At 53.5% G+C, this 17,732-nt stretch carries 17 protein-coding genes; 13 read left to right on the top strand and 4 right to left on the bottom strand.

Features of this window, described 5'->3' with window-relative positions; genetic code table 11:
* Nucleotide 1 precedes the first annotated feature (1 nt).
* From murD to lpxC, 9 genes are all read left to right on the top strand, one after another.
* Nucleotides 2-1,318, top strand: a complete 1,317-nt coding sequence (gene murD / locus EHN07_RS00905; protein ID WP_124022354.1) for a UDP-N-acetylmuramoyl-L-alanine--D-glutamate ligase — start codon at nucleotides 2-4, stop codon at nucleotides 1,316-1,318.
* The gene (ftsW, locus tag EHN07_RS00900) at nucleotides 1,318-2,562 is read left to right on the top strand and encodes a cell division protein FtsW (RefSeq protein ID WP_124022353.1); all 1,245 of its coding nucleotides are present in this window, start codon (nucleotides 1,318-1,320) and stop codon (nucleotides 2,560-2,562) included. Before murD ends, ftsW begins: the two co-directional genes overlap by 1 nt.
* Nucleotides 2,559-3,626, top strand: a complete 1,068-nt coding sequence (gene murG / locus EHN07_RS00895) for an undecaprenyldiphospho-muramoylpentapeptide beta-N-acetylglucosaminyltransferase (protein ID WP_124022352.1) — start codon at nucleotides 2,559-2,561, stop codon at nucleotides 3,624-3,626. The genes ftsW and murG overlap by 4 nt, the downstream gene beginning before the upstream one ends.
* Nucleotides 3,627-3,692: 66 nt before the next feature.
* The gene (gene murC / locus EHN07_RS00890) at nucleotides 3,693-5,168 is read left to right on the top strand and encodes a UDP-N-acetylmuramate--L-alanine ligase (protein WP_124022351.1); all 1,476 of its coding nucleotides are present in this window, start codon (nucleotides 3,693-3,695) and stop codon (nucleotides 5,166-5,168) included.
* Nucleotides 5,161-6,081 (top strand): D-alanine--D-alanine ligase, encoded by a 921-nt coding sequence (locus tag EHN07_RS00885; protein WP_124022350.1) that lies wholly within the window; start codon nucleotides 5,161-5,163, stop codon nucleotides 6,079-6,081. Before murC ends, EHN07_RS00885 begins: the two co-directional genes overlap by 8 nt.
* Nucleotide 6,082: 1 nt before the next feature.
* A complete protein-coding gene (ftsQ, locus tag EHN07_RS00880) occupies nucleotides 6,083-6,916 on the top strand; it encodes a cell division protein FtsQ (protein WP_124022349.1) in 834 nt (277 codons plus the stop codon).
* A 2-nt stretch (nucleotides 6,917-6,918) separates the two neighbouring features.
* On the top strand, nucleotides 6,919-8,175 hold the full coding sequence (gene ftsA / locus EHN07_RS00875) for a cell division protein FtsA (RefSeq protein WP_034460940.1): 1,257 nt from the start codon (nucleotides 6,919-6,921) through the stop codon (nucleotides 8,173-8,175).
* A 63-nt stretch (nucleotides 8,176-8,238) separates the two neighbouring features.
* Nucleotides 8,239-9,390 carry a cell division protein FtsZ gene (gene ftsZ / locus EHN07_RS00870; RefSeq protein WP_124022348.1) on the top strand — a complete coding sequence of 384 codons (1,152 nt, stop codon included), beginning with the start codon at nucleotides 8,239-8,241 and terminating at the stop codon, nucleotides 9,388-9,390.
* A 100-nt stretch (nucleotides 9,391-9,490) separates the two neighbouring features.
* The gene (gene lpxC, locus EHN07_RS00865; RefSeq protein WP_124022347.1) at nucleotides 9,491-10,408 is read left to right on the top strand and encodes a UDP-3-O-acyl-N-acetylglucosamine deacetylase; all 918 of its coding nucleotides are present in this window, start codon (nucleotides 9,491-9,493) and stop codon (nucleotides 10,406-10,408) included.
* A gap of 8 nt (nucleotides 10,409-10,416) precedes the next feature.
* Here lpxC and EHN07_RS00860 read toward each other — a convergent pair whose 3' ends face one another.
* On the bottom strand, nucleotides 10,417-10,935 hold the full coding sequence (locus EHN07_RS00860) for a DUF721 domain-containing protein (RefSeq protein WP_124022346.1): 519 nt from the start codon (nucleotides 10,933-10,935) through the stop codon (nucleotides 10,417-10,419).
* A 22-nt stretch (nucleotides 10,936-10,957) separates the two neighbouring features.
* Here EHN07_RS00860 and secM point away from each other — a divergent pair, with 22 nt between their 5' ends.
* The 3 genes from secM to mutT all read left to right on the top strand — a co-directional run bounded on the left by secM (nucleotide 10,958) and on the right by mutT (nucleotide 14,691).
* Nucleotides 10,958-11,464 (top strand): secA translation cis-regulator SecM, encoded by a 507-nt coding sequence (secM, locus tag EHN07_RS00855; RefSeq protein WP_124022345.1) that lies wholly within the window; start codon nucleotides 10,958-10,960, stop codon nucleotides 11,462-11,464.
* A 67-nt stretch (nucleotides 11,465-11,531) separates the two neighbouring features.
* The gene (gene secA / locus EHN07_RS00850; protein ID WP_124022344.1) at nucleotides 11,532-14,237 is read left to right on the top strand and encodes a preprotein translocase subunit SecA; all 2,706 of its coding nucleotides are present in this window, start codon (nucleotides 11,532-11,534) and stop codon (nucleotides 14,235-14,237) included.
* Between the two features lie 64 nt (nucleotides 14,238-14,301).
* Entirely contained in the window at nucleotides 14,302-14,691 is a 390-nt protein-coding gene (gene mutT / locus EHN07_RS00845; RefSeq protein ID WP_124022343.1) for an 8-oxo-dGTP diphosphatase MutT, read from the top strand.
* On the opposite strand, the gene yacG is transcribed toward mutT, so the two are convergent.
* Genes yacG through coaE form a run of 3 tightly spaced genes read right to left on the bottom strand, consistent with a single transcriptional unit; the run spans nucleotide 14,688 to nucleotide 16,258 of the window.
* Nucleotides 14,688-14,885, bottom strand: coding sequence for a DNA gyrase inhibitor YacG (yacG, locus tag EHN07_RS00840; RefSeq protein WP_124022342.1), 198 nt, complete (start codon nucleotides 14,883-14,885; stop codon nucleotides 14,688-14,690). The two genes, mutT and yacG, sit on opposite strands and share 4 nt — an antisense overlap.
* A gap of 9 nt (nucleotides 14,886-14,894) precedes the next feature.
* Nucleotides 14,895-15,638, bottom strand: coding sequence for a cell division protein ZapD (gene zapD / locus EHN07_RS00835; RefSeq protein ID WP_124022341.1), 744 nt, complete (start codon nucleotides 15,636-15,638; stop codon nucleotides 14,895-14,897).
* Nucleotides 15,638-16,258, bottom strand: a complete 621-nt coding sequence (gene coaE, locus EHN07_RS00830; RefSeq protein WP_124022340.1) for a dephospho-CoA kinase — start codon at nucleotides 16,256-16,258, stop codon at nucleotides 15,638-15,640. The genes zapD and coaE overlap by 1 nt, the downstream gene beginning before the upstream one ends.
* Nucleotides 16,259-16,533: 275 nt before the next feature.
* Between coaE and EHN07_RS00825 the strand changes: the two genes are divergently transcribed.
* A complete protein-coding gene (locus tag EHN07_RS00825; protein ID WP_124022339.1) occupies nucleotides 16,534-17,577 on the top strand; it encodes a GMP reductase in 1,044 nt (347 codons plus the stop codon).
* Nucleotides 17,578-17,732: the final 155 nt, after the last annotated feature.

Genomic DNA, 17,732 nt, shown 5'->3' with positions numbered 1-17,732 from the left:
TATGACTGATTACCAGGGGAAAAATGTCGTCATCATCGGGTTGGGCCTTACCGGCCTGTCGTGCGTGGATTTCTTCCTTGCGCGTGGCGTTACGCCGCGCGTGATGGACACCCGCATCTCACCTCCGGGCCTGGAAAAACTGCCTGAGACGGTGGAGCGACATACCGGCGCGCTCAACGAAGACTGGCTGTTAGCGGCTGACTTGATTATTGCCAGCCCTGGTATTGCGGTAGCCCACCCTGCGTTGAGCCGTGCGGCAGACGCAGGCGTCGAAATCGTGGGTGATATCGAACTGTTCTGCCGTGAAGCACAAGCGCCAATTATTGCGATTACGGGTTCTAACGGGAAAAGCACCGTCACCACGTTAGTCGGTGAAATGGCTAAGGCGGCTGGCGTGAATGTGGGCGTGGGTGGAAACATCGGCTTGCCTGCGTTGATGCTGCTTGATCCAAACCGTGAGCTTTACGTCCTTGAGTTATCGAGCTTCCAGCTGGAAACCACCTTTAGCCTGAAAGCGGCGGCGGCGACCATTCTTAACGTTACCGAAGATCATATGGATAGGTACCCGTTCGGTCTGCAACAGTATCGCGCGGCTAAACTGCGCGTTTATGAAAACGCCGCAGTTTGCGTGGTGAACGCCGATGATGCCCTGACCATGCCGGTTCGTGGCGCAGACGAGCGCTGTATCAGCTTTGGCGTGGATGTCGGCGATTACCACCTCAATCATCAGCAAGGGGATACCTGGCTGCGTGTGAAGGGCGAGAAAGTGCTGAATACCAAAGAGATGAAAATCGTTGGTCGCCATAACTATACCAACGCGCTTGCCGCGCTGGCGCTGGCTGATGCGGTGAAACTGCCACGCTCCAGCAGCCTGCAGGCATTGACCACCTTTACCGGTCTTGCGCACCGCTTCCAGCTGGCATGGGAGCGCAACGGCGTGCGCTGGATTAACGACTCGAAAGCGACCAACGTCGGTAGCACAGAGGCGGCGCTGAACGGTTTGAAAGTTGAAGGCACATTGCATCTGCTGTTAGGCGGCGATGGTAAATCAGCTGATTTCTCGTCACTGAGCCAGTATCTGCAAGGTTCCACCATTCGACTGTATTGCTTTGGCCGTGACGGAGCTGAACTTGCTGCACTGCGCCCTGATGTTGCCGAGCAAACTGAAACCATGGCTGAGGCGATGAAACTGATTGCCGCCCGCGTTCAACCCGGCGACATGGTTCTTTTATCACCGGCCTGTGCGAGTCTCGATCAGTTTAAGAACTTCGAACAACGTGGTGATCAGTTCACCCAACTTGCGAAGGAGCTTGGCTGATGCGCTTATCGCTCCCTCGCCTGCGAATGCCACGAGTGCCGGGATTTGCCATCCTGAGCTGGCTGGCGTCGGCGCTTAAAGGCTGGGTGATGGGCTCGAAGGAGGCGGAGTCCAATAACATCGTGATGTATGACCGCACGCTGTTATGGCTCACTTTCGGGCTGGCTGCCGTCGGCTTTATTATGGTGACTTCGGCTTCGATGCCCGTCGGCCAGCGTCTGGCGAACGATCCGTTCCTGTTTGCTAAACGTGATGGTCTATACATTGTCCTCGCGTTTGCCATGGCGATGATCACGCTGCGCTTGCCAATGGATTTCTGGCAGCGCCACAGTACCGCAATGCTGCTGCTGTCTATTGCGATGCTGTTGATCGTATTGGTTGTCGGTAGCTCGGTAAACGGTGCGTCACGCTGGATTGCTTTTGGCCCGCTGCGTATTCAGCCTGCTGAATTCACGAAACTGTCGCTGTTCTGCTACCTCGCCAACTATCTGGTTCGTAAAGTTGATGAGGTGCGTAATAACCTACGCGGCTTCATGAAACCGATGGGCGTCATTCTGGTGATGGCCATTTTGCTGCTGGCACAGCCTGACTTAGGGACGGTTGTTGTGCTGTTTGTCACCACGCTGGCGATGCTGTTCCTGGCGGGGGCCAAACTCTGGCAGTTCCTGGCCATTATCGGGATGGGGATTTCTGCGGTTATCTTGCTGATCCTTGCCGAACCTTATCGTATTCGCCGCGTAACCTCTTTCTGGAACCCGTGGGAAGATCCGTTTGGCAGCGGCTACCAGCTGACACAGTCTCTGATGGCATTTGGTCGCGGGGAATTGTGGGGGCAGGGCTTGGGGAATTCTGTGCAAAAGCTCGAATATTTGCCGGAAGCACACACCGACTTCATCTTCTCGATTATCGGCGAAGAGCTGGGATATATCGGTGTGGTGCTGGCTTTATTGATGGTATTCTTCGTCGCTTTTCGCGCGATGTCCATCGGCAAGCGGGCGCTGGAAATGGACCAGCGTTTTGCGGGCTTCCTGGGGTGCTCAATTGGCGTCTGGTTTAGTTTCCAGTCGCTGGTCAACGTCGGTGCCGCTGCCGGTATGTTACCTACCAAGGGCCTGACGCTGCCATTGATCAGCTACGGTGGTTCGAGCCTGTTAATTATGTCTACAGCAATTATGATGTTGCTGCGTATCGATCATGAAACACGTCTGGCAAAAGCCCAGGCGTTTACGAAGGGTGTGCGATGAGTAATCAAACCCGGCGGTTAATGGTGATGGCAGGCGGGACTGGCGGGCATGTGTTCCCGGGTCTTGCGGTGGCGCATCACTTAATGGCTCAGGGCTGGCAGGTGCGCTGGCTGGGCACCGCCGATCGTATGGAAGCAGACCTGGTGCCGAAACATGGCATCGAGATTGATTTCATTCGTATTTCTGGTTTGCGCGGCAAGGGCCTGAAGGCGATGCTGCTGGCACCGGTGCGTATCTTCAACGCCTGGCGTCAGGCGCGGGCCATCATGAAAGCCTATCGCCCGGATGTGGTTCTGGGGATGGGCGGCTATGTATCAGGTCCTGGCGGGCTTGCCGCCTGGTCGCTCGGTATTCCGGTGGTGTTGCATGAGCAAAACGGGATTGCCGGTTTAACCAATAAATGGTTGTCGAAAATTGCCAAAAAAGTCATGCAGGCGTTCCCTGGCGCCTTCCCGAATGCGGATGTGGTCGGCAACCCGGTGCGTACCGACGTGTTAGCGCTGCCATTACCGCAGCAACGTTTTGCCGGGCGTGAAGGCCCTGTGCGGGTGCTGGTTGTTGGTGGTTCGCAGGGAGCTCGTGTGCTGAACCAGACTATGCCCAAAGTTGCAGGCCGCCTTGGGGATGCCGTGACCATCTGGCACCAGTGTGGCAAAGGCGGGCTGGAGGTGGTGGCGCAGGCGTATGCAGAAGCCGCGCAGCCACAGCATAAAGTGACCGAGTTTATTGATGATATGGCTGGCGCGTATGCGTGGGCCGATGTCGTGGTCTGTCGCTCCGGTGCATTAACCGTGAGCGAAATCGCGGCCGCAGGGTTACCTGCGCTGTTTGTTCCCTTCCAGCATAAAGATCGGCAGCAATACTGGAATGCGCTGCCGCTGGAAAAAGCGGAGGCGGCAAAAATACTGGAGCAGCCGCAGTTTACCGTGGATGCCGTTACCCAGACTCTCGCCGGGTGGGACAGAGCGACGTTACTGGCAATGGCCGGGCGTGCGCGTGCTGCATCCATTCCTGATGCCACAGAGCGGGTAGCCAAAGAAGTGAGCGCCGCAGCACTGGCGTAATCATTGTGGGCGGCTTGTTGCCCATGAATATTTGAAGTAATGGCGTTTGACGCTGCAGGTTAGAGAATGAATACACAACAACTGGCGAAACTGCGTTCTATTGTGCCCGAGATGCGTCGCGTCCGGCACATTCACTTTGTTGGCATCGGCGGTGCCGGTATGGGCGGCATTGCCGAAGTTTTAGCCAATGAAGGTTACCAGATAAGCGGCTCCGATCTGGCGCCGAACCCGGTCACGCAGCAGTTGTCGGCGCTGGGCGCCACGATTTATTTCAACCATCGCCCGGAAAACGTGCTCGATGCGAGCGTGGTGGTGGTATCTACCGCTATCTCAATGGATAACCCGGAAATTGTTGCCGCTCATGAAGCGCGTATCCCGGTTATTCGTCGTGCTGAAATGCTGGCCGAGCTGATGCGTTTCCGTCATGGCATTGCGATTGCCGGTACGCACGGTAAAACCACGACCACGGCGATGGTTTCCAGTATTTATGCCGAAGCAGGCCTTGATCCTACTTTTGTGAATGGTGGCCTGGTAAAAGCCGCGGGAACCCATGCGCGCTTAGGTAACAGCCGTTACCTGATTGCTGAAGCAGATGAAAGCGATGCGTCATTCCTTCATCTGCAACCGATGGTTTCCGTCGTCACGAATATCGAAGCTGACCACATGGATACCTACCAGGGCGACTTCGAGAATTTAAAGCAGACGTTTATTAACTTCCTGCACAACCTGCCGTTTTATGGTCTGGCGGTGATGTGCGTGGACGACCCGGTGATCCGTGAGCTGCTGCCACGCGTTGGCCGTAAAATTACCGCTTACGGCTTTAGCGAAGATGCGGACGTGCGCATTGAAGACTACCAGCAGAAAGGGCCACAGGGGCATTTCACGATTGTGCGTCAGGATAAACCTGCGCTGCACGTGACGCTGAATGCGCCGGGTCGCCACAACGCGTTAAACGCGGCGGCAGCGGTTGCTGTGGCGACGGAAGAAGGCATTGATGACGAAGACATTCTGCGTGCGCTGGAAAGTTTCCAGGGAACCGGGCGTCGCTTTGATTTCCTTGGTGAATATCCGCTTGCCGCGGTGAACGGCAAGCCAGGGACTGCCATGCTGGTGGACGACTACGGTCACCACCCGACGGAAGTGGATGCCACCATCAAAGCGGCACGCGCCGGTTGGCCGGATAAAAACCTGGTGATGATCTTCCAGCCGCACCGTTTCACCCGGACGCGTGATTTGTATGATGACTTTGCTAACGTGTTGTCGCAGGTGGATTCGCTGCTGATGCTGGATGTTTATGCTGCTGGCGAAGCGGCTATTCCCGGGGCGGATAGCCGTTCGCTATGCCGTACCATTCGCGGTCGTGGCAAAGTCGACCCTATCCTGGTTCCGGACGCCACCCAGGTCACGGACTTTTTGGCCCCTGTTTTGTCGGGAAATGACCTGATCCTGGTACAAGGTGCGGGAAATGTCGGCAAAGTGGCAAGAAACCTGGCTGAATTTAAATTACAGCCCCACACTAAGGAAGGAGATCGTCATGGCTGATAAAATCGCTGTTCTGCTGGGCGGCACTTCCGCTGAACGTGAGGTCTCTTTGCAATCCGGTGCTGCGGTGCTTGCCGGTCTGCGCGAAGCGGGGATTGATGCCCATGAAGTCGACCCGCAAAACACGCCGGTAACTGAGTTGAAAGCGCAGGGCTTTGACAAAGTCTTTATCGCATTGCATGGCCGTGGCGGCGAAGACGGAACGCTGCAGGGGCTGCTGGAATTGCTGCAGCTTCCTTATACCGGCAGTGGCGTAATGGCTTCTGCCGTCTCCATGGACAAGCTGCGTACCAAGCTGTTGTGGAAAGGCGCGGATTTACCGGTGGCTCCGTGGGTTGCCTTAACGCGTCGCGATGTTGAAGCTGGGATCGATGCTGCTACCGTCGGGCGTATTGCAAGCTTAGGGATGCCGGTCATTGTTAAGCCAAGCCGTGAAGGCTCAAGCGTGGGCATGTCGAAGGTTGATAACGTTGCGGCCTTACCCGCAGCGCTTGAATTGGCCTTTGAACACGACGAAGAAGTTCTGATCGAAAAGTGGCTCAGCGGTCCTGAATACACGGTGGCGATCCTTGGCGCAGAAATATTACCGTCGATTCGTATCCAACCGGCCGGCATTTTCTATGATTATGAGGCGAAGTATCTCTCTGATGAGACACAGTATTTCTGCCCAGGCGGTTTAAGCGAATCCCGTGAGCAAGAGTTACGGGCTTTAGTACTGCAGGCCTGGCAAGTTTTGGGCTGCAGCGGTTGGGGACGCGTCGATGTCATGCAGGACGGTGACGGCCAGTTTTATTTACTGGAAGTGAATACCTCTCCAGGCATGACCAGCCACAGTCTGGTGCCAATGGCGGCACGCCAGGCTGGGATGACATTCTCTCAACTGGTTGTGCGGATTCTGGAGTTGGCAGACTGATATGTCGCAAGCAGCTCTGAATACGCGTAATCGCCAGCAAGAGGAGGAAACCAGCTCTCGTCGCAGTAACGGTGGGAGGCTGGCCGGGATCATTTTCCTGAGCGCGGTGCTGTTTACGGTATTTATCGGCGGCTGGATTGTGGTCGGCTGGATGGAAGATGCTCAGCGCCTGCCGCTCTCTAAGCTGGTGGTGACAGGTGAACGGCATTACACCCGTAACGATGATATTCGCCAGTCTATTCTGGCGCTGGGGCCACCTGGCACCTTTATGACCCAGGATGTGAATATCATCCAGCAGCAAATTGAGCGCTTGCCGTGGATCAAGCAGGCGAGCGTCAGAAAGCAGTGGCCGGACGAATTGAAGATTCATCTGGTTGAATATGTGCCCATCGCCCGCTGGAACGATCAGCATATGATTGATGCGCAAGGAAATTCGTTTAGCGTTCCGGCCCAGCGTGCGGCAAAACAGATTTTACCTATGTTATCGGGGCCCGAAGGCAGTGAAGCTGAAGTATTGCAGGGCTATCGCGCAATGGGTGCGGTGCTGGCAAAGGATAAATTTACGTTGAAAGCAGCGGCTATGACCGCTCGTCGCTCCTGGCAATTGACGCTGAACAACGGTATCAAGCTCAACCTCGGCCGGGGCGATACGATGAAACGCCTGAGTCGCTTTGTAGAACTTTACCCGGTTTTGCAGCAGCAAGAGCAAGTCGATAATAAAAGGATTAGCTATGTCGACCTGCGTTATGACTCGGGTGCGGCAGTGGGCTGGCAGCCAGCTCCCGTAGAGGAACCTAATCCTAATCAGCAACAGAATCAGTCACAGGCAGAATAACAATGATCAAGGCGACGGACAGAAAACTGGTAGTAGGACTGGAGATCGGTACCGCAAAGGTTGCCGCTTTAGTAGGGGAAGTTCTGCCTGACGGAATGGTCAATATTATTGGCGTGGGCAGTTGCCCATCGCGTGGTATGGACAAAGGTGGCGTAAACGATCTTGAGTCAGTCGTAAAATGCGTGCAGCGTGCGATTGACCAGGCCGAACTGATGGCCGATTGCCAGATCTCTTCGGTCTACCTTGCGCTGTCAGGTAAGCATATTAGCTGTCAGAACGAGATTGGCATGGTGCCTATCTCGGAAGAAGAAGTGACGCAGGAAGACGTTGAGAACGTGGTCCACACCGCTAAATCAGTGCGTGTACGTGACGAACATCGTGTTTTGCACGTCATTCCGCAAGAATACGCGATTGACTATCAGGAAGGCATCAAAAATCCTGTAGGTTTATCGGGTGTGCGTATGCAGGCCAAGGTGCATTTGATTACTTGCCATAATGATATGGCTAAAAACATCGTCAAAGCCGTTGAACGATGCGGTCTTAAAGTTGACCAGCTGATCTTTGCCGGGCTTGCGGCAAGCTACGCGGTGCTGACCGAAGATGAACGTGAATTAGGGGTCTGCGTAGTTGACGTTGGTGGTGGTACTATGGACATCGCGGTTTACACCGGCGGCGCACTGCGCCACACCAAGGTTATCCCTTATGCAGGGAACGTGGTGACCAGCGATATCGCCTATGCCTTCGGCACACCGCCAAGCGATGCCGAAGCGATTAAGGTGCGTCATGGCTGTGCGCTGGGTTCGATTGTGGGTAAAGACGAAAACGTTGAGGTGCCAAGCGTGGGTGGCCGCCCACCGCGTAGCCTGCAACGCCAGACGCTCGCGGAAGTGATCGAGCCTCGTTATACCGAGCTGTTGAACCTGGTAAACGAAGAAATTTTGCAGTTACAGGAGCAACTTCGCCAGCAGGGTGTGAAGCACCACCTGGCGGCGGGGATTGTACTGACGGGAGGCGCGGCGCAAATCGAAGGGCTGGCAGCCTGCGCGCAGCGAGTGTTCCATACGCAAGTGCGTATTGGGCAACCGTTAAATATTACTGGCCTGACTGACTATGCCCAGGAGTCCTATTACTCCACAGCGGTCGGCTTGCTGCACTACGGGAAAGAAACCCATCTTAGTGGTGAAGCAGAAGTGGAAAAACGCACCTCTGTCGGCTCATGGATTAAGCGAATCAACAGCTGGCTGAGAAAAGAGTTTTAATTTTTTTAAGAGACCAGACAAAATTAGCGGTCTCAGGCGACAGGCACAAAACGGAGAGAAACTATGTTTGAACCTATGGAACTGACCAACGACGCGGTGATTAAAGTCATCGGCGTCGGTGGTGGCGGCGGCAATGCCGTTGAACACATGGTGCGTGAACGCATCGAAGGTGTTGAATTCTTTGCGGTGAATACCGATGCTCAGGCGTTACGTAAAACTGCGGTAGGCCAGACTATCCAGATTGGTAATGGCATTACCAAAGGTCTGGGTGCTGGAGCCAATCCTGAAGTGGGTCGTACCGCTGCGGAAGAAGACCGCGATGCGTTACGTGCGGCCCTTGAAGGCGCAGACATGGTGTTTATCGCCGCAGGTATGGGTGGCGGTACGGGTACAGGTGCGGCACCTGTGGTTGCTGAGGTCGCAAAAGATCTGGGCATTCTGACTGTCGCAGTGGTGACTAAGCCTTTCAACTTCGAAGGCAAGAAGCGCATGGCATTCGCGGAGCAGGGTATTGCCGAGCTGTCTAAGCATGTTGACTCCCTGATCACCATCCCGAACGACAAACTGTTGAAAGTGCTGGGCCGCGGTATCTCTTTGCTTGACGCTTTTGGCGCGGCAAACGATGTGCTCAAAGGCGCAGTGCAGGGTATCGCTGAACTGATTACCCGTCCGGGTCTGATGAACGTCGACTTTGCTGACGTGCGCACCGTGATGTCCGAAATGGGTTATGCCATGATGGGCTCTGGCGTGGCAAGCGGCGAAGACCGTGCAGAAGAAGCGGCAGAAATGGCGATTTCCAGCCCGCTGCTGGAAGATATCGATCTGTCTGGCGCGCGCGGCGTGCTGGTTAACATCACCGCGGGCTTCGACCTGCGTCTGGATGAGTTCGAAACCGTGGGTAACACCATTCGTGCGTTCGCCTCTGATAACGCTACTGTGGTTATCGGCACATCTCTGGACCCAGAGATGAACGACGAACTGCGTGTAACTGTTGTTGCTACCGGTATTGGTATGGACAAACGTCCAGAAATTACCCTGGTGACCAACAAGCAGACGCAGCAGCCGGTGATGGATCGCTACCAGCAACACGGTATGGCACCGCTGACTCAGGAACAAAAGCCTGCGGCGAAAGTGGTTAACGACACCACACCACAAACCGCGAAAGAGCCTGATTATCTGGATATTCCAGCATTTTTGCGCAAGCAAGCTGATTAAGAATAAACCGGAAGTTGGGGATCTCAGCTCTTTGTGCTAAACTGACCCGCCGATTGTGATATACACTTCGGTTGGATAGTTAATTTGGCGAGATTATACGATGATCAAACAAAGGACACTTAAACGTATCGTTCAGGCGACTGGCGTCGGTTTACATACCGGCAAGAAAGTCATACTGACGTTGCGCCCTGCGCCGGCCAATACCGGGGTCATCTATCGTCGCACCGACTTGAATCCTCCGGTAGATTTTCCGGCAGATGCCAAATCTGTGCGTGATACCATGCTCTGTACTTGCCTGGTGAACGAGCACGATGTGCGGATTTCTACCGTTGAGCATTTGAACGCTGCCCTTGCGGGATTAGGGATTGATAACATTATTGTTGAAGTCAATGCCCCGGAAATCCCGATCATGGACGGCAGCGCAGCGCCATTCGTTTACCTGCTGCTTGATGCCGGGATTGACGAATTAAACTGCGCGAAGAAATTTGTGCGCGTCAAAGAAACCGTTCGTGTGGAAGATGGCGACAAATGGGCTGAATTCAAGCCGTATAATGGTTTCTCGTTGGACTTTACCATCGACTTTAACCATCCGGCGATTGATGCCAGCACCCAGCGCTACAGCATGAACTTCTCTGCAGACGCGTTTATGCGCCAGATTAGCCGTGCCCGTACTTTTGGCTTCATGCGTGATATCGAATATCTGCAGTCCCGCGGTTTGTGCCTGGGCGGTAGCTTCGATTGTGCCATCGTTGTTGACGATTATCGCGTACTGAACGAAGACGGCCTGCGTTTTGAAGATGAATTCGTTCGTCACAAAATGCTCGATGCGATCGGTGACTTGTTCATGTGCGGCCATAACATTATCGGCGCGTTTACCGCCTATAAATCGGGCCATGCGCTGAATAACAAATTGCTGCAGGCGGTTCTGGCGAAGCAGGAAGCCTGGGAATGGGCAACCTTCGAAGACGAAGCCGAACTTCCGTTAGCGTTTAAAGCACCAAAAATGGTTCTGGCCTAAGCGCCGAATTATTTATTGCGACTGGTTTCATTGGTACTCTCTCCGGCCAATGACGCCAGTCGTTCTATTATTGCCTTCAGTTTTTCCGGGCTACGTTCAGCCACCATTCTTAATGCCTCAGCGCTTTGCAGGCTTAGCACTCTGTTCACCCCTTCAGTTTTACCTGTTACCGTCTGAATGCTGTTTTCTTGTACTGATTCTTGCCCAATTGCAGCCAGCGATGGATTAATCCTGATGTCGATTGATGTCAATGATGGTAATATTTGCGCACGTAATGCACTCAGTAACGTGGCTTGTTCATAGCGTAAGCGCATCAGCCAGCTGGCATTTGCGGTTTCAAGTACCAGAATGCCTTGTCGAAAATTGGCGACCCGGCACCAGGGGTGTAATTGAGCGGGTAATATCCCTTTCACCGCCCTGTTGAGACGAAGTAGCGCAGTAGCGCGCTGTTGCACGTTTTGCAACACGCTTGCGGCTCCGGCATCATCGAACAGATTATCTAAAGATTGTGGGCGACTATCACGCATACTTAATGCTCCGGCGGATAAAGTGATTGGTATTCTAAATTGTTGGCGACAGTTTGGCAGACGTTATTTCTGGCCGCATCTCTTACTGGGGATGGTCGCGGCAAGCTTTGGCATGCCTGCGCTTAGCCAGAATACCGAGCCGACAGCCCCCGCGGAAACCTCTACCAGCAGCCACGACTATCTCAATAAGGTCAGCTTCAATAGTCTGGCATTATTGCAGGAAAGTACCCGCAGGCCATCATTTAGTGTCGATTACTGGCATCAGCATGCCATTCGTACCGTTATACGCCACCTCTCTTTTGCTATGGCGCCTCAAACGCTTCCGGTCGCAGAAGAGAGTTTGCCGCTTCAGGCGCATAAACTTGCTTTGCTGGATACGCTCAGCGCGCTTCTCACTCAGGAAAGCAAACCCCCTGTTATTGTGCGCCACACTGCACTTTGGCAAGCGCCAGCCGTCGAGACTTTCAGTCCCGGCGTATGGATAAGCCAGGTCCAGGGTATCCGCGCCGGTCCATTACGCCTTAGCTAAAACCACGCCTTTTCATTATCACGTTATTTTTAGCTCTGCCCTGGCGGCAGGCGTTTGAGAATTTATTATGCTAATCAAATTATTAACTAAAGTTTTCGGTAGCCGTAATGACCGTACTCTGCGTCGTATGCGTAAAGTTGTTAATCTTATCAACAGCATGGAACCGGAAATCGAAAAGCTTTCCGACGATGAATTAAAAGCCAAAACCGGTGAGTTCCGCGCGCGTCTTGCAAAAGGCGAAGTGCTGGAAAGTCTGATCCCAGAAGCTTTCGCCGTGGTGCGTGAAGCGAGTAAGCGCGTATTCGGGATGCGTCACTTTGACGTGCAGCTGCTGGGCGGCATGGTGCTTAACGATCGCTGTATCGCAGAAATGCGTACCGGTGAAGGTAAAACGCTGACCGCAACACTGCCTGCGTATCTGAACGCATTAAGCGGCCGCGGCGTTCACGTGGTTACCGTGAACGACTATCTGGCGCAGCGCGATGCGGAAAATAACCGTCCGCTGTTCGAATACCTGGGCCTGAGCGTTGGCATCAACCTGCCAAACATGCCCGCGCCGGCAAAACGCGAAGCGTATGCGGCTGACATCACTTACGGCACCAACAACGAATACGGTTTTGACTACCTGCGTGACAACATGGCGTTCAGCCCTGAAGAACGCGTTCAGCGTAAGCTGCACTACGCGCTGGTGGATGAGGTTGACTCAATTCTGATCGATGAAGCGCGTACCCCGCTGATCATCTCGGGCCCTGCTGAAGATAGCTCTGAGCTGTACAGAAAAGTAAATACAATCATCCCAAGCCTTATCCGTCAGGAAAAAGAAGACTCCGATACTTTCCAGGGCGAAGGCCACTTCTCCGTGGATGAAAAATCGCGTCAGGTAAACATTACCGAACGCGGTCTGGTGCTGGTTGAAGAACTTCTGGTGCGTGAAGGTATGATGGAAGAGGGCGAGTCATTGTACTCCCCAGCTAATATTATGCTGATGCACCACGTAACGGCTGCGCTGCGTGCGCATGTGCTGTTCACCCGTGACGTGGATTACATCGTGAAAGATGGCGAAGTGATCATCGTTGATGAACACACCGGCCGTACGATGCAGGGCCGTCGCTGGTCAGATGGTCTGCACCAGGCGGTAGAGGCAAAAGAAGGCGTTGATATTCAGAATGAGAACCAGACGCTGGCCTCCATCACCTTCCAGAACTACTTCCGCCTGTATGAAAAACTGGCGGGTATGACGGGGACGGCGGATACCGAAGCCTTCGAATTTAGCTCTATCTACAAGCTCGATACCATCGTGGTGCCAACTAACCGCCCGATGATCCGTAAGGATATGCCTGATTTGGTCTACATGACCGAAGCAGACAAGATTGCTGCCATTATCGAAGACATTAAAGAACGTACCATCAACGGTCAGCCGGTGCTGGTGGGGACCATTTCCATTGAGAAATCGGAAGTGGTGTCTGCGGAGTTGACCAAAGCGGGTATCAAGCACAACGTGCTGAACGCCAAATTCCATGCCAACGAAGCCGGCATTGTTGCCCAGGCGGGTTACCCGGCTGCCGTGACCATTGCGACTAACATGGCCGGCCGTGGTACTGATATTGTATTGGGTGGTAGCTGGCAGGCAGAAGTTGCCGAGCTTGAGAACCCAACGCCTGAGCAAATTGCACAAATTAAAGCGGACTGGCAGGTTCGCCATGATGCGGTGCTGGCGTCTGGTGGTCTGCATATTATCGGTACTGAACGCCACGAATCTCGCCGTATCGATAACCAGCTGCGCGGCCGTTCTGGCCGTCAGGGCGATGCGGGTTCCTCACGCTTCTACCTCTCGATGGAAGATTCCCTGATGCGTATTTTTGCATCGGACCGCGTTTCCGGCATGATGCGTAAGCTTGGTATGAAGCCGGGTGAAGCGATTGAACACCCATGGGTCACCAAGGCTATTGCTAACGCACAGCGTAAAGTTGAAAGCCGTAACTTCGATATCCGTAAACAGCTGCTGGAATATGATGATGTAGCGAACGACCAGCGTCGCGCGATCTACAGCCAGCGTAACGAATTGTTGGATGTCAGCGACGTGAGCGAAACCATTAACAGCATCCGCGAAGATGTCTTTAAAGTGACTATCGACGCGCACATTCCACCGCAATCGCTGGAAGAGATGTGGGATGTTGAAGGCCTGCAAGAGCGCCTGAAAAATGACTTCGATCTTGAACTGCCAATTAAAGAGTGGCTGGATAAAGAGCCTGAACTGCACGAAGAGACGCTGCGCGAGCGTATTTTGCAAAACTCCATCGAAGTGTATCAGCGTAAAGAAGAAGTGGTTGGCGTGGAGATGATGCGTCATTTCGAAAAAGGCGTCATGCTGCAGACTCTGGATTCACTGTGGAAAGAGCACCTTGCGGCAATGGATTACCTGCGCCAGGGCATCCACTTGCGTGGTTATGCGCAGAAAGATCCCAAGCAGGAGTACAAGCGCGAGTCTTTTGCGATGTTCGCATCCATGCTTGAAGCGCTGAAATATGAAGTGATCAGCACGTTGAGCAAAGTACAGGTTCGTATGCCTGAAGAAGTCGAGGCAATGGAGCAGCAGCGTCGCGAAGAAGCTGAGCGTTTAGCACAGATGCAACAGCTGAGCCACCAGGATGACGATACCCTTGCCGCTGAGGCACTGGCCGCAGAAACCGGTGAACGCAAAGTGGGCCGTAACGACCCATGCCCATGTGGTTCCGGTAAAAAATACAAACAGTGTCATGGCCGTTTAAGCTAAACACTTAATTGTCGATGAAGGCGCAGCTTGCTGCGCCTTTTTTCTATGGAGTATCTGCACAAAAATGAAACAACTACAAATCGCCGTCGGTATTATCCGTAATCCACAGGGTGAGATATTTATTACCCAACGTGCATCCGATGCCCATATGGCGAATAAACTCGAGTTTCCCGGTGGCAAAATAGAAGCCGGTGAGACGCCAGAGCAGGCACTGGTTCGCGAGCTGGAGGAGGAAACGGGGATTACCGCGACGGAATTTACGCTATTTGAGAAGCTGGCTTACCAGTTCCCGGACAGGCACATCACGCTGTGGTTCTTTATGGTGGAAGGCTGGGAAGGTGAGCCGTGGGGGAAAGAGGGGCAGCCGGGCCGGTGGATCGCGCAGAAGGCGCTGGTGGCAGCAGATTTCCCACCAGCTAATGAACCGGTTATCAGTAGATTACAGCAGAGTTAACGCAGGTCTTCTTCGCTCCAGCTGTCGCTTTCAGACAGGTCGCCGCTGCTTGGAATGCGTTTTTCCTCGGCGGCCCATTCACCTAAATCAATCAGCTGGCAGCGTTTGCTGCAAAAGGGGCGGTACGTGCTGGTTTCATTCCAGACCACAATTTTGCCGCAGCCCGGGCAGTTTACTTTTGTTGGTTCAGACACTGTGGCTCCTTAACAGCATGCCAGCTCGAAATCTAGACGCTCAGGAATAAGGCCATTCTCGCTATCAAGCGGTAGGAAACGGATGGCAAAACGGCTTTTATGGCCCGAAACCTGCGGATAAAGCTGAGTGCAAAGATCCAACTGCAAACGCAGCAGATCGGCATCATCGCCGTTGTCCTGATAAAAACCGTTCAGGCTGGTTTGCTTACGGAAGGGCGCTGAATTACGAATAATGTCCAGAATCTGCTCTAAGGCGTGCTTCAGCGGCTGTAACGTTGCCAGCCAGTGATTAATCTGGGTATCGCGCTGAGCCTGTGGCGAGTAGAGCCAGATATGCAAGGTTGGCAAATCGAAACTGCAGCAGCCGCCAGGAATACTAAGACGCTGGCGAACCAGGGCTATCAGACGATCTTCACGTAACGCCTGCCCCAGACGCGGAGCGGCCATTAAGACGGTGCCGCGTTCTTTTAACTGGCTGCGCAGTGAATCAATGAGCTGCATATCAACGCCCGGAACTTCGGCCCAGTTCAACAGTTTACGCTGTTGGCGCTCCAGCTCTTTGAGAATATCGGTACGAATTTCGCCGCGTTCAAAAACGTCGAGCAGATCGCCAACGTTACGGAAGAAGTGCAGCGCTTTGGAGGTGTCATCTACCGGTAATGAACTTTCGAGTTGTTGAATTAAGAATTCGATACGCAGCCAGGTACGCATTTTTTCATTTAGTGGGTGCTCAAAAAGTATCTGGGTGCTCATTATTCGTTATCCTGCTGTGCGGCCTGGCTCGCCAGTTTCAGATACTGGCGATGCAGACGGTCAACATGTGCGGCCACCTGTGCGGTGTCACCATCATTATTTATTACATCATCGGCAGCGCTCAGGCGCGCCTCGCGTGTCGCCTGTGCCGCGAGAATTTGTTGCACATGCTGGCGACTGACTTTATCGCGCGCCATAGTACGTGCGATTTGCACTTCTGGCGAGACATCAACAACCAGAACGCGATCGGCCTTGTGTTGCAGGTGGTTCTCAATTAGCAAAGGAACAACCCACAAAACATAAGGAGAAAGGGCCCGATTGATTTCAGCCTGGGTTTGCTGGTGGATGAGTGGATGCAACAGCGCATTGAGCCATTGTTTCTCTGTGGACGAAGAAAAGATCTTCTCGCGCAAAGCCCGGCGATTAAGTGTGCCATCCTGAAGCAGGATTTCATCACCAAAATGGTTACAAATGATGCCCAGAGCGGGTTGTCCTGGTTCAACAACCCGACGTGCAATGACGTCAGCATCGATAACGGTAATACCTGAGCGGGAAAACCCCTCGGCGACAGTCGTTTTGCCGCTGCCAATCCCACCTGTTAACGCCACCGTGTAAACCATAAAAAACCGGACCCTAAATCTACGCTCATCAAAGAGATAGCCAACGTATTGGTATGCAAAGAAAACCAGAAACCTGCTGTGGTACGGGCAAAGAGCAGGCCCGTTTAGCGGTTTCCTGTTACTCAGGTAAATTCTAACGATTGTAGCGCAAAAAAGAGTGTTTTCGCAGTCTTGCGGAGCCATTAATAGTGCGTATGATAACGTCACTGGAATTGGTAGTTGTATCGCCGATTGCGTTCACGCGTCCATCGCCATTCGACCCAGGAATCTGTAACATGCGTATTGAAGAAGATTTGAAGTTAGGTTTTAAAGACGTTCTTATCCGCCCGAAACGTTCCACGCTGAAAAGCCGCTCTGACGTAGAGCTCGAACGCCAGTTCACTTTCAAACACTCCGGTATTGCATGGTCAGGTGTTCCGATCATTGCGGCTAACATGGACACCGTTGGTACATTCGGTATGGCCCAGGCGCTGGCCTCGTTTGATATCCTCACCGCCGTTCACAAGCACTACTCTGTAGAAGAGTGGCGCAACTTTGTCAACTCTGTTGCAGACGACGTTCTGAAGTTCGTTATGGTTTCAACGGGGACATCAGATGCTGATTTCCAGAAAACCAAACAGATCCTCACGCTGAATCCCGCACTGAAATTCATCTGTATCGATGTGGCTAACGGCTACTCCGAGCACTTCACGCAGTTTGTCTCTAAAGCGCGTGAAGCCTGGCCGGATAAAGTTATCTGTGCCGGTAACGTGGTGACCGGTGAGATGTGCGAAGAGCTGATCCTCTCTGGCGCTGACATCGTTAAAGTGGGTATTGGTCCTGGTTCTGTTTGTACGACGCGCGTCAAAACCGGCGTGGGTTATCCACAGCTTTCTGCGGTGATTGAATGTGCTGATGCAGCCCATGGACTTGGCGGCCAGATCGTTAGCGACGGCGGCTGCACTATGCCGGGCGATGTGGCTAAAGCATTCGGCGGCGGCGCAGACTTCGTGATGCTGGGCGGTATGCTGGCGGGTCATGACGAAAGCGGTGGCACCCTTGTTGAAGAAAACGGTGAGAAATTCATGCTGTTCTACGGTATGAGTTCCGAATCTGCGATGACTCGCCACGTGGGCGGCGTTGCACAATACCGTGCAGCAGAAGGCAAAACCGTTAAGCTGCCGCTGCGTGGCCCGGTTGAAAACACGGCTCGTGATATTATGGGCGGCCTGCGTTCTGCATGTACCTACGTTGGCGCTTCTCGCCTGAAAGAGTTGACCAAACGTACTACCTTTATTCGAGTGAATGAGCAGGAAAACCGCGTTTTCAATAGCCTCTAAGCTATCAGCGCCATACGGCGCGGCATTGATTGCTGCGCCGCTATCATCCTGCGCTCATCGCCTCTCCTGGCTGGAAAACAGGCAGATACAGCGCAATCGCCAGCGTGCCAATAATTATTCTCACCGCTAACATCATCACCGGCTCCAGAGCCGCG

Origin of the sequence: Buttiauxella warmboldiae (genome assembly GCF_003818135.1) — a bacterium.
In the GTDB taxonomy this organism is placed as follows: Bacteria; Pseudomonadota; Gammaproteobacteria; order Enterobacterales; family Enterobacteriaceae; genus Buttiauxella; species Buttiauxella warmboldiae.
This window is presented reverse-complemented; position numbering and strand designations above follow the sequence as displayed.

Coding starts and splice junctions, on each gene's coding strand:
- murD (WP_124022354.1), top strand. CDS start 2: ATGACTGATTACCAGGGGAAAAATGTCGTCATCATCGGGTTGGGCCTT.
- ftsW (WP_124022353.1), top strand. CDS start 1,318: ATGCGCTTATCGCTCCCTCGCCTGCGAATGCCACGAGTGCCGGGATTT.
- murG (WP_124022352.1), top strand. CDS start 2,559: ATGAGTAATCAAACCCGGCGGTTAATGGTGATGGCAGGCGGGACTGGC.
- murC (WP_124022351.1), top strand. CDS start 3,693: ATGAATACACAACAACTGGCGAAACTGCGTTCTATTGTGCCCGAGATG.
- EHN07_RS00885 (WP_124022350.1), top strand. CDS start 5,161: ATGGCTGATAAAATCGCTGTTCTGCTGGGCGGCACTTCCGCTGAACGT.
- ftsQ (WP_124022349.1), top strand. CDS start 6,083: ATGTCGCAAGCAGCTCTGAATACGCGTAATCGCCAGCAAGAGGAGGAA.
- ftsA (WP_034460940.1), top strand. CDS start 6,919: ATGATCAAGGCGACGGACAGAAAACTGGTAGTAGGACTGGAGATCGGT.
- ftsZ (WP_124022348.1), top strand. CDS start 8,239: ATGTTTGAACCTATGGAACTGACCAACGACGCGGTGATTAAAGTCATC.
- lpxC (WP_124022347.1), top strand. CDS start 9,491: ATGATCAAACAAAGGACACTTAAACGTATCGTTCAGGCGACTGGCGTC.
- EHN07_RS00860 (WP_124022346.1), bottom strand. CDS start 10,935: ATGCGTGATAGTCGCCCACAATCTTTAGATAATCTGTTCGATGATGCC.
- secA (WP_124022344.1), top strand. CDS start 11,532: ATGCTAATCAAATTATTAACTAAAGTTTTCGGTAGCCGTAATGACCGT.
- mutT (WP_124022343.1), top strand. CDS start 14,302: ATGAAACAACTACAAATCGCCGTCGGTATTATCCGTAATCCACAGGGT.
- zapD (WP_124022341.1), bottom strand. CDS start 15,638: ATGAGCACCCAGATACTTTTTGAGCACCCACTAAATGAAAAAATGCGT.
- coaE (WP_124022340.1), bottom strand. CDS start 16,258: ATGGTTTACACGGTGGCGTTAACAGGTGGGATTGGCAGCGGCAAAACG.
- EHN07_RS00825 (WP_124022339.1), top strand. CDS start 16,534: ATGCGTATTGAAGAAGATTTGAAGTTAGGTTTTAAAGACGTTCTTATC.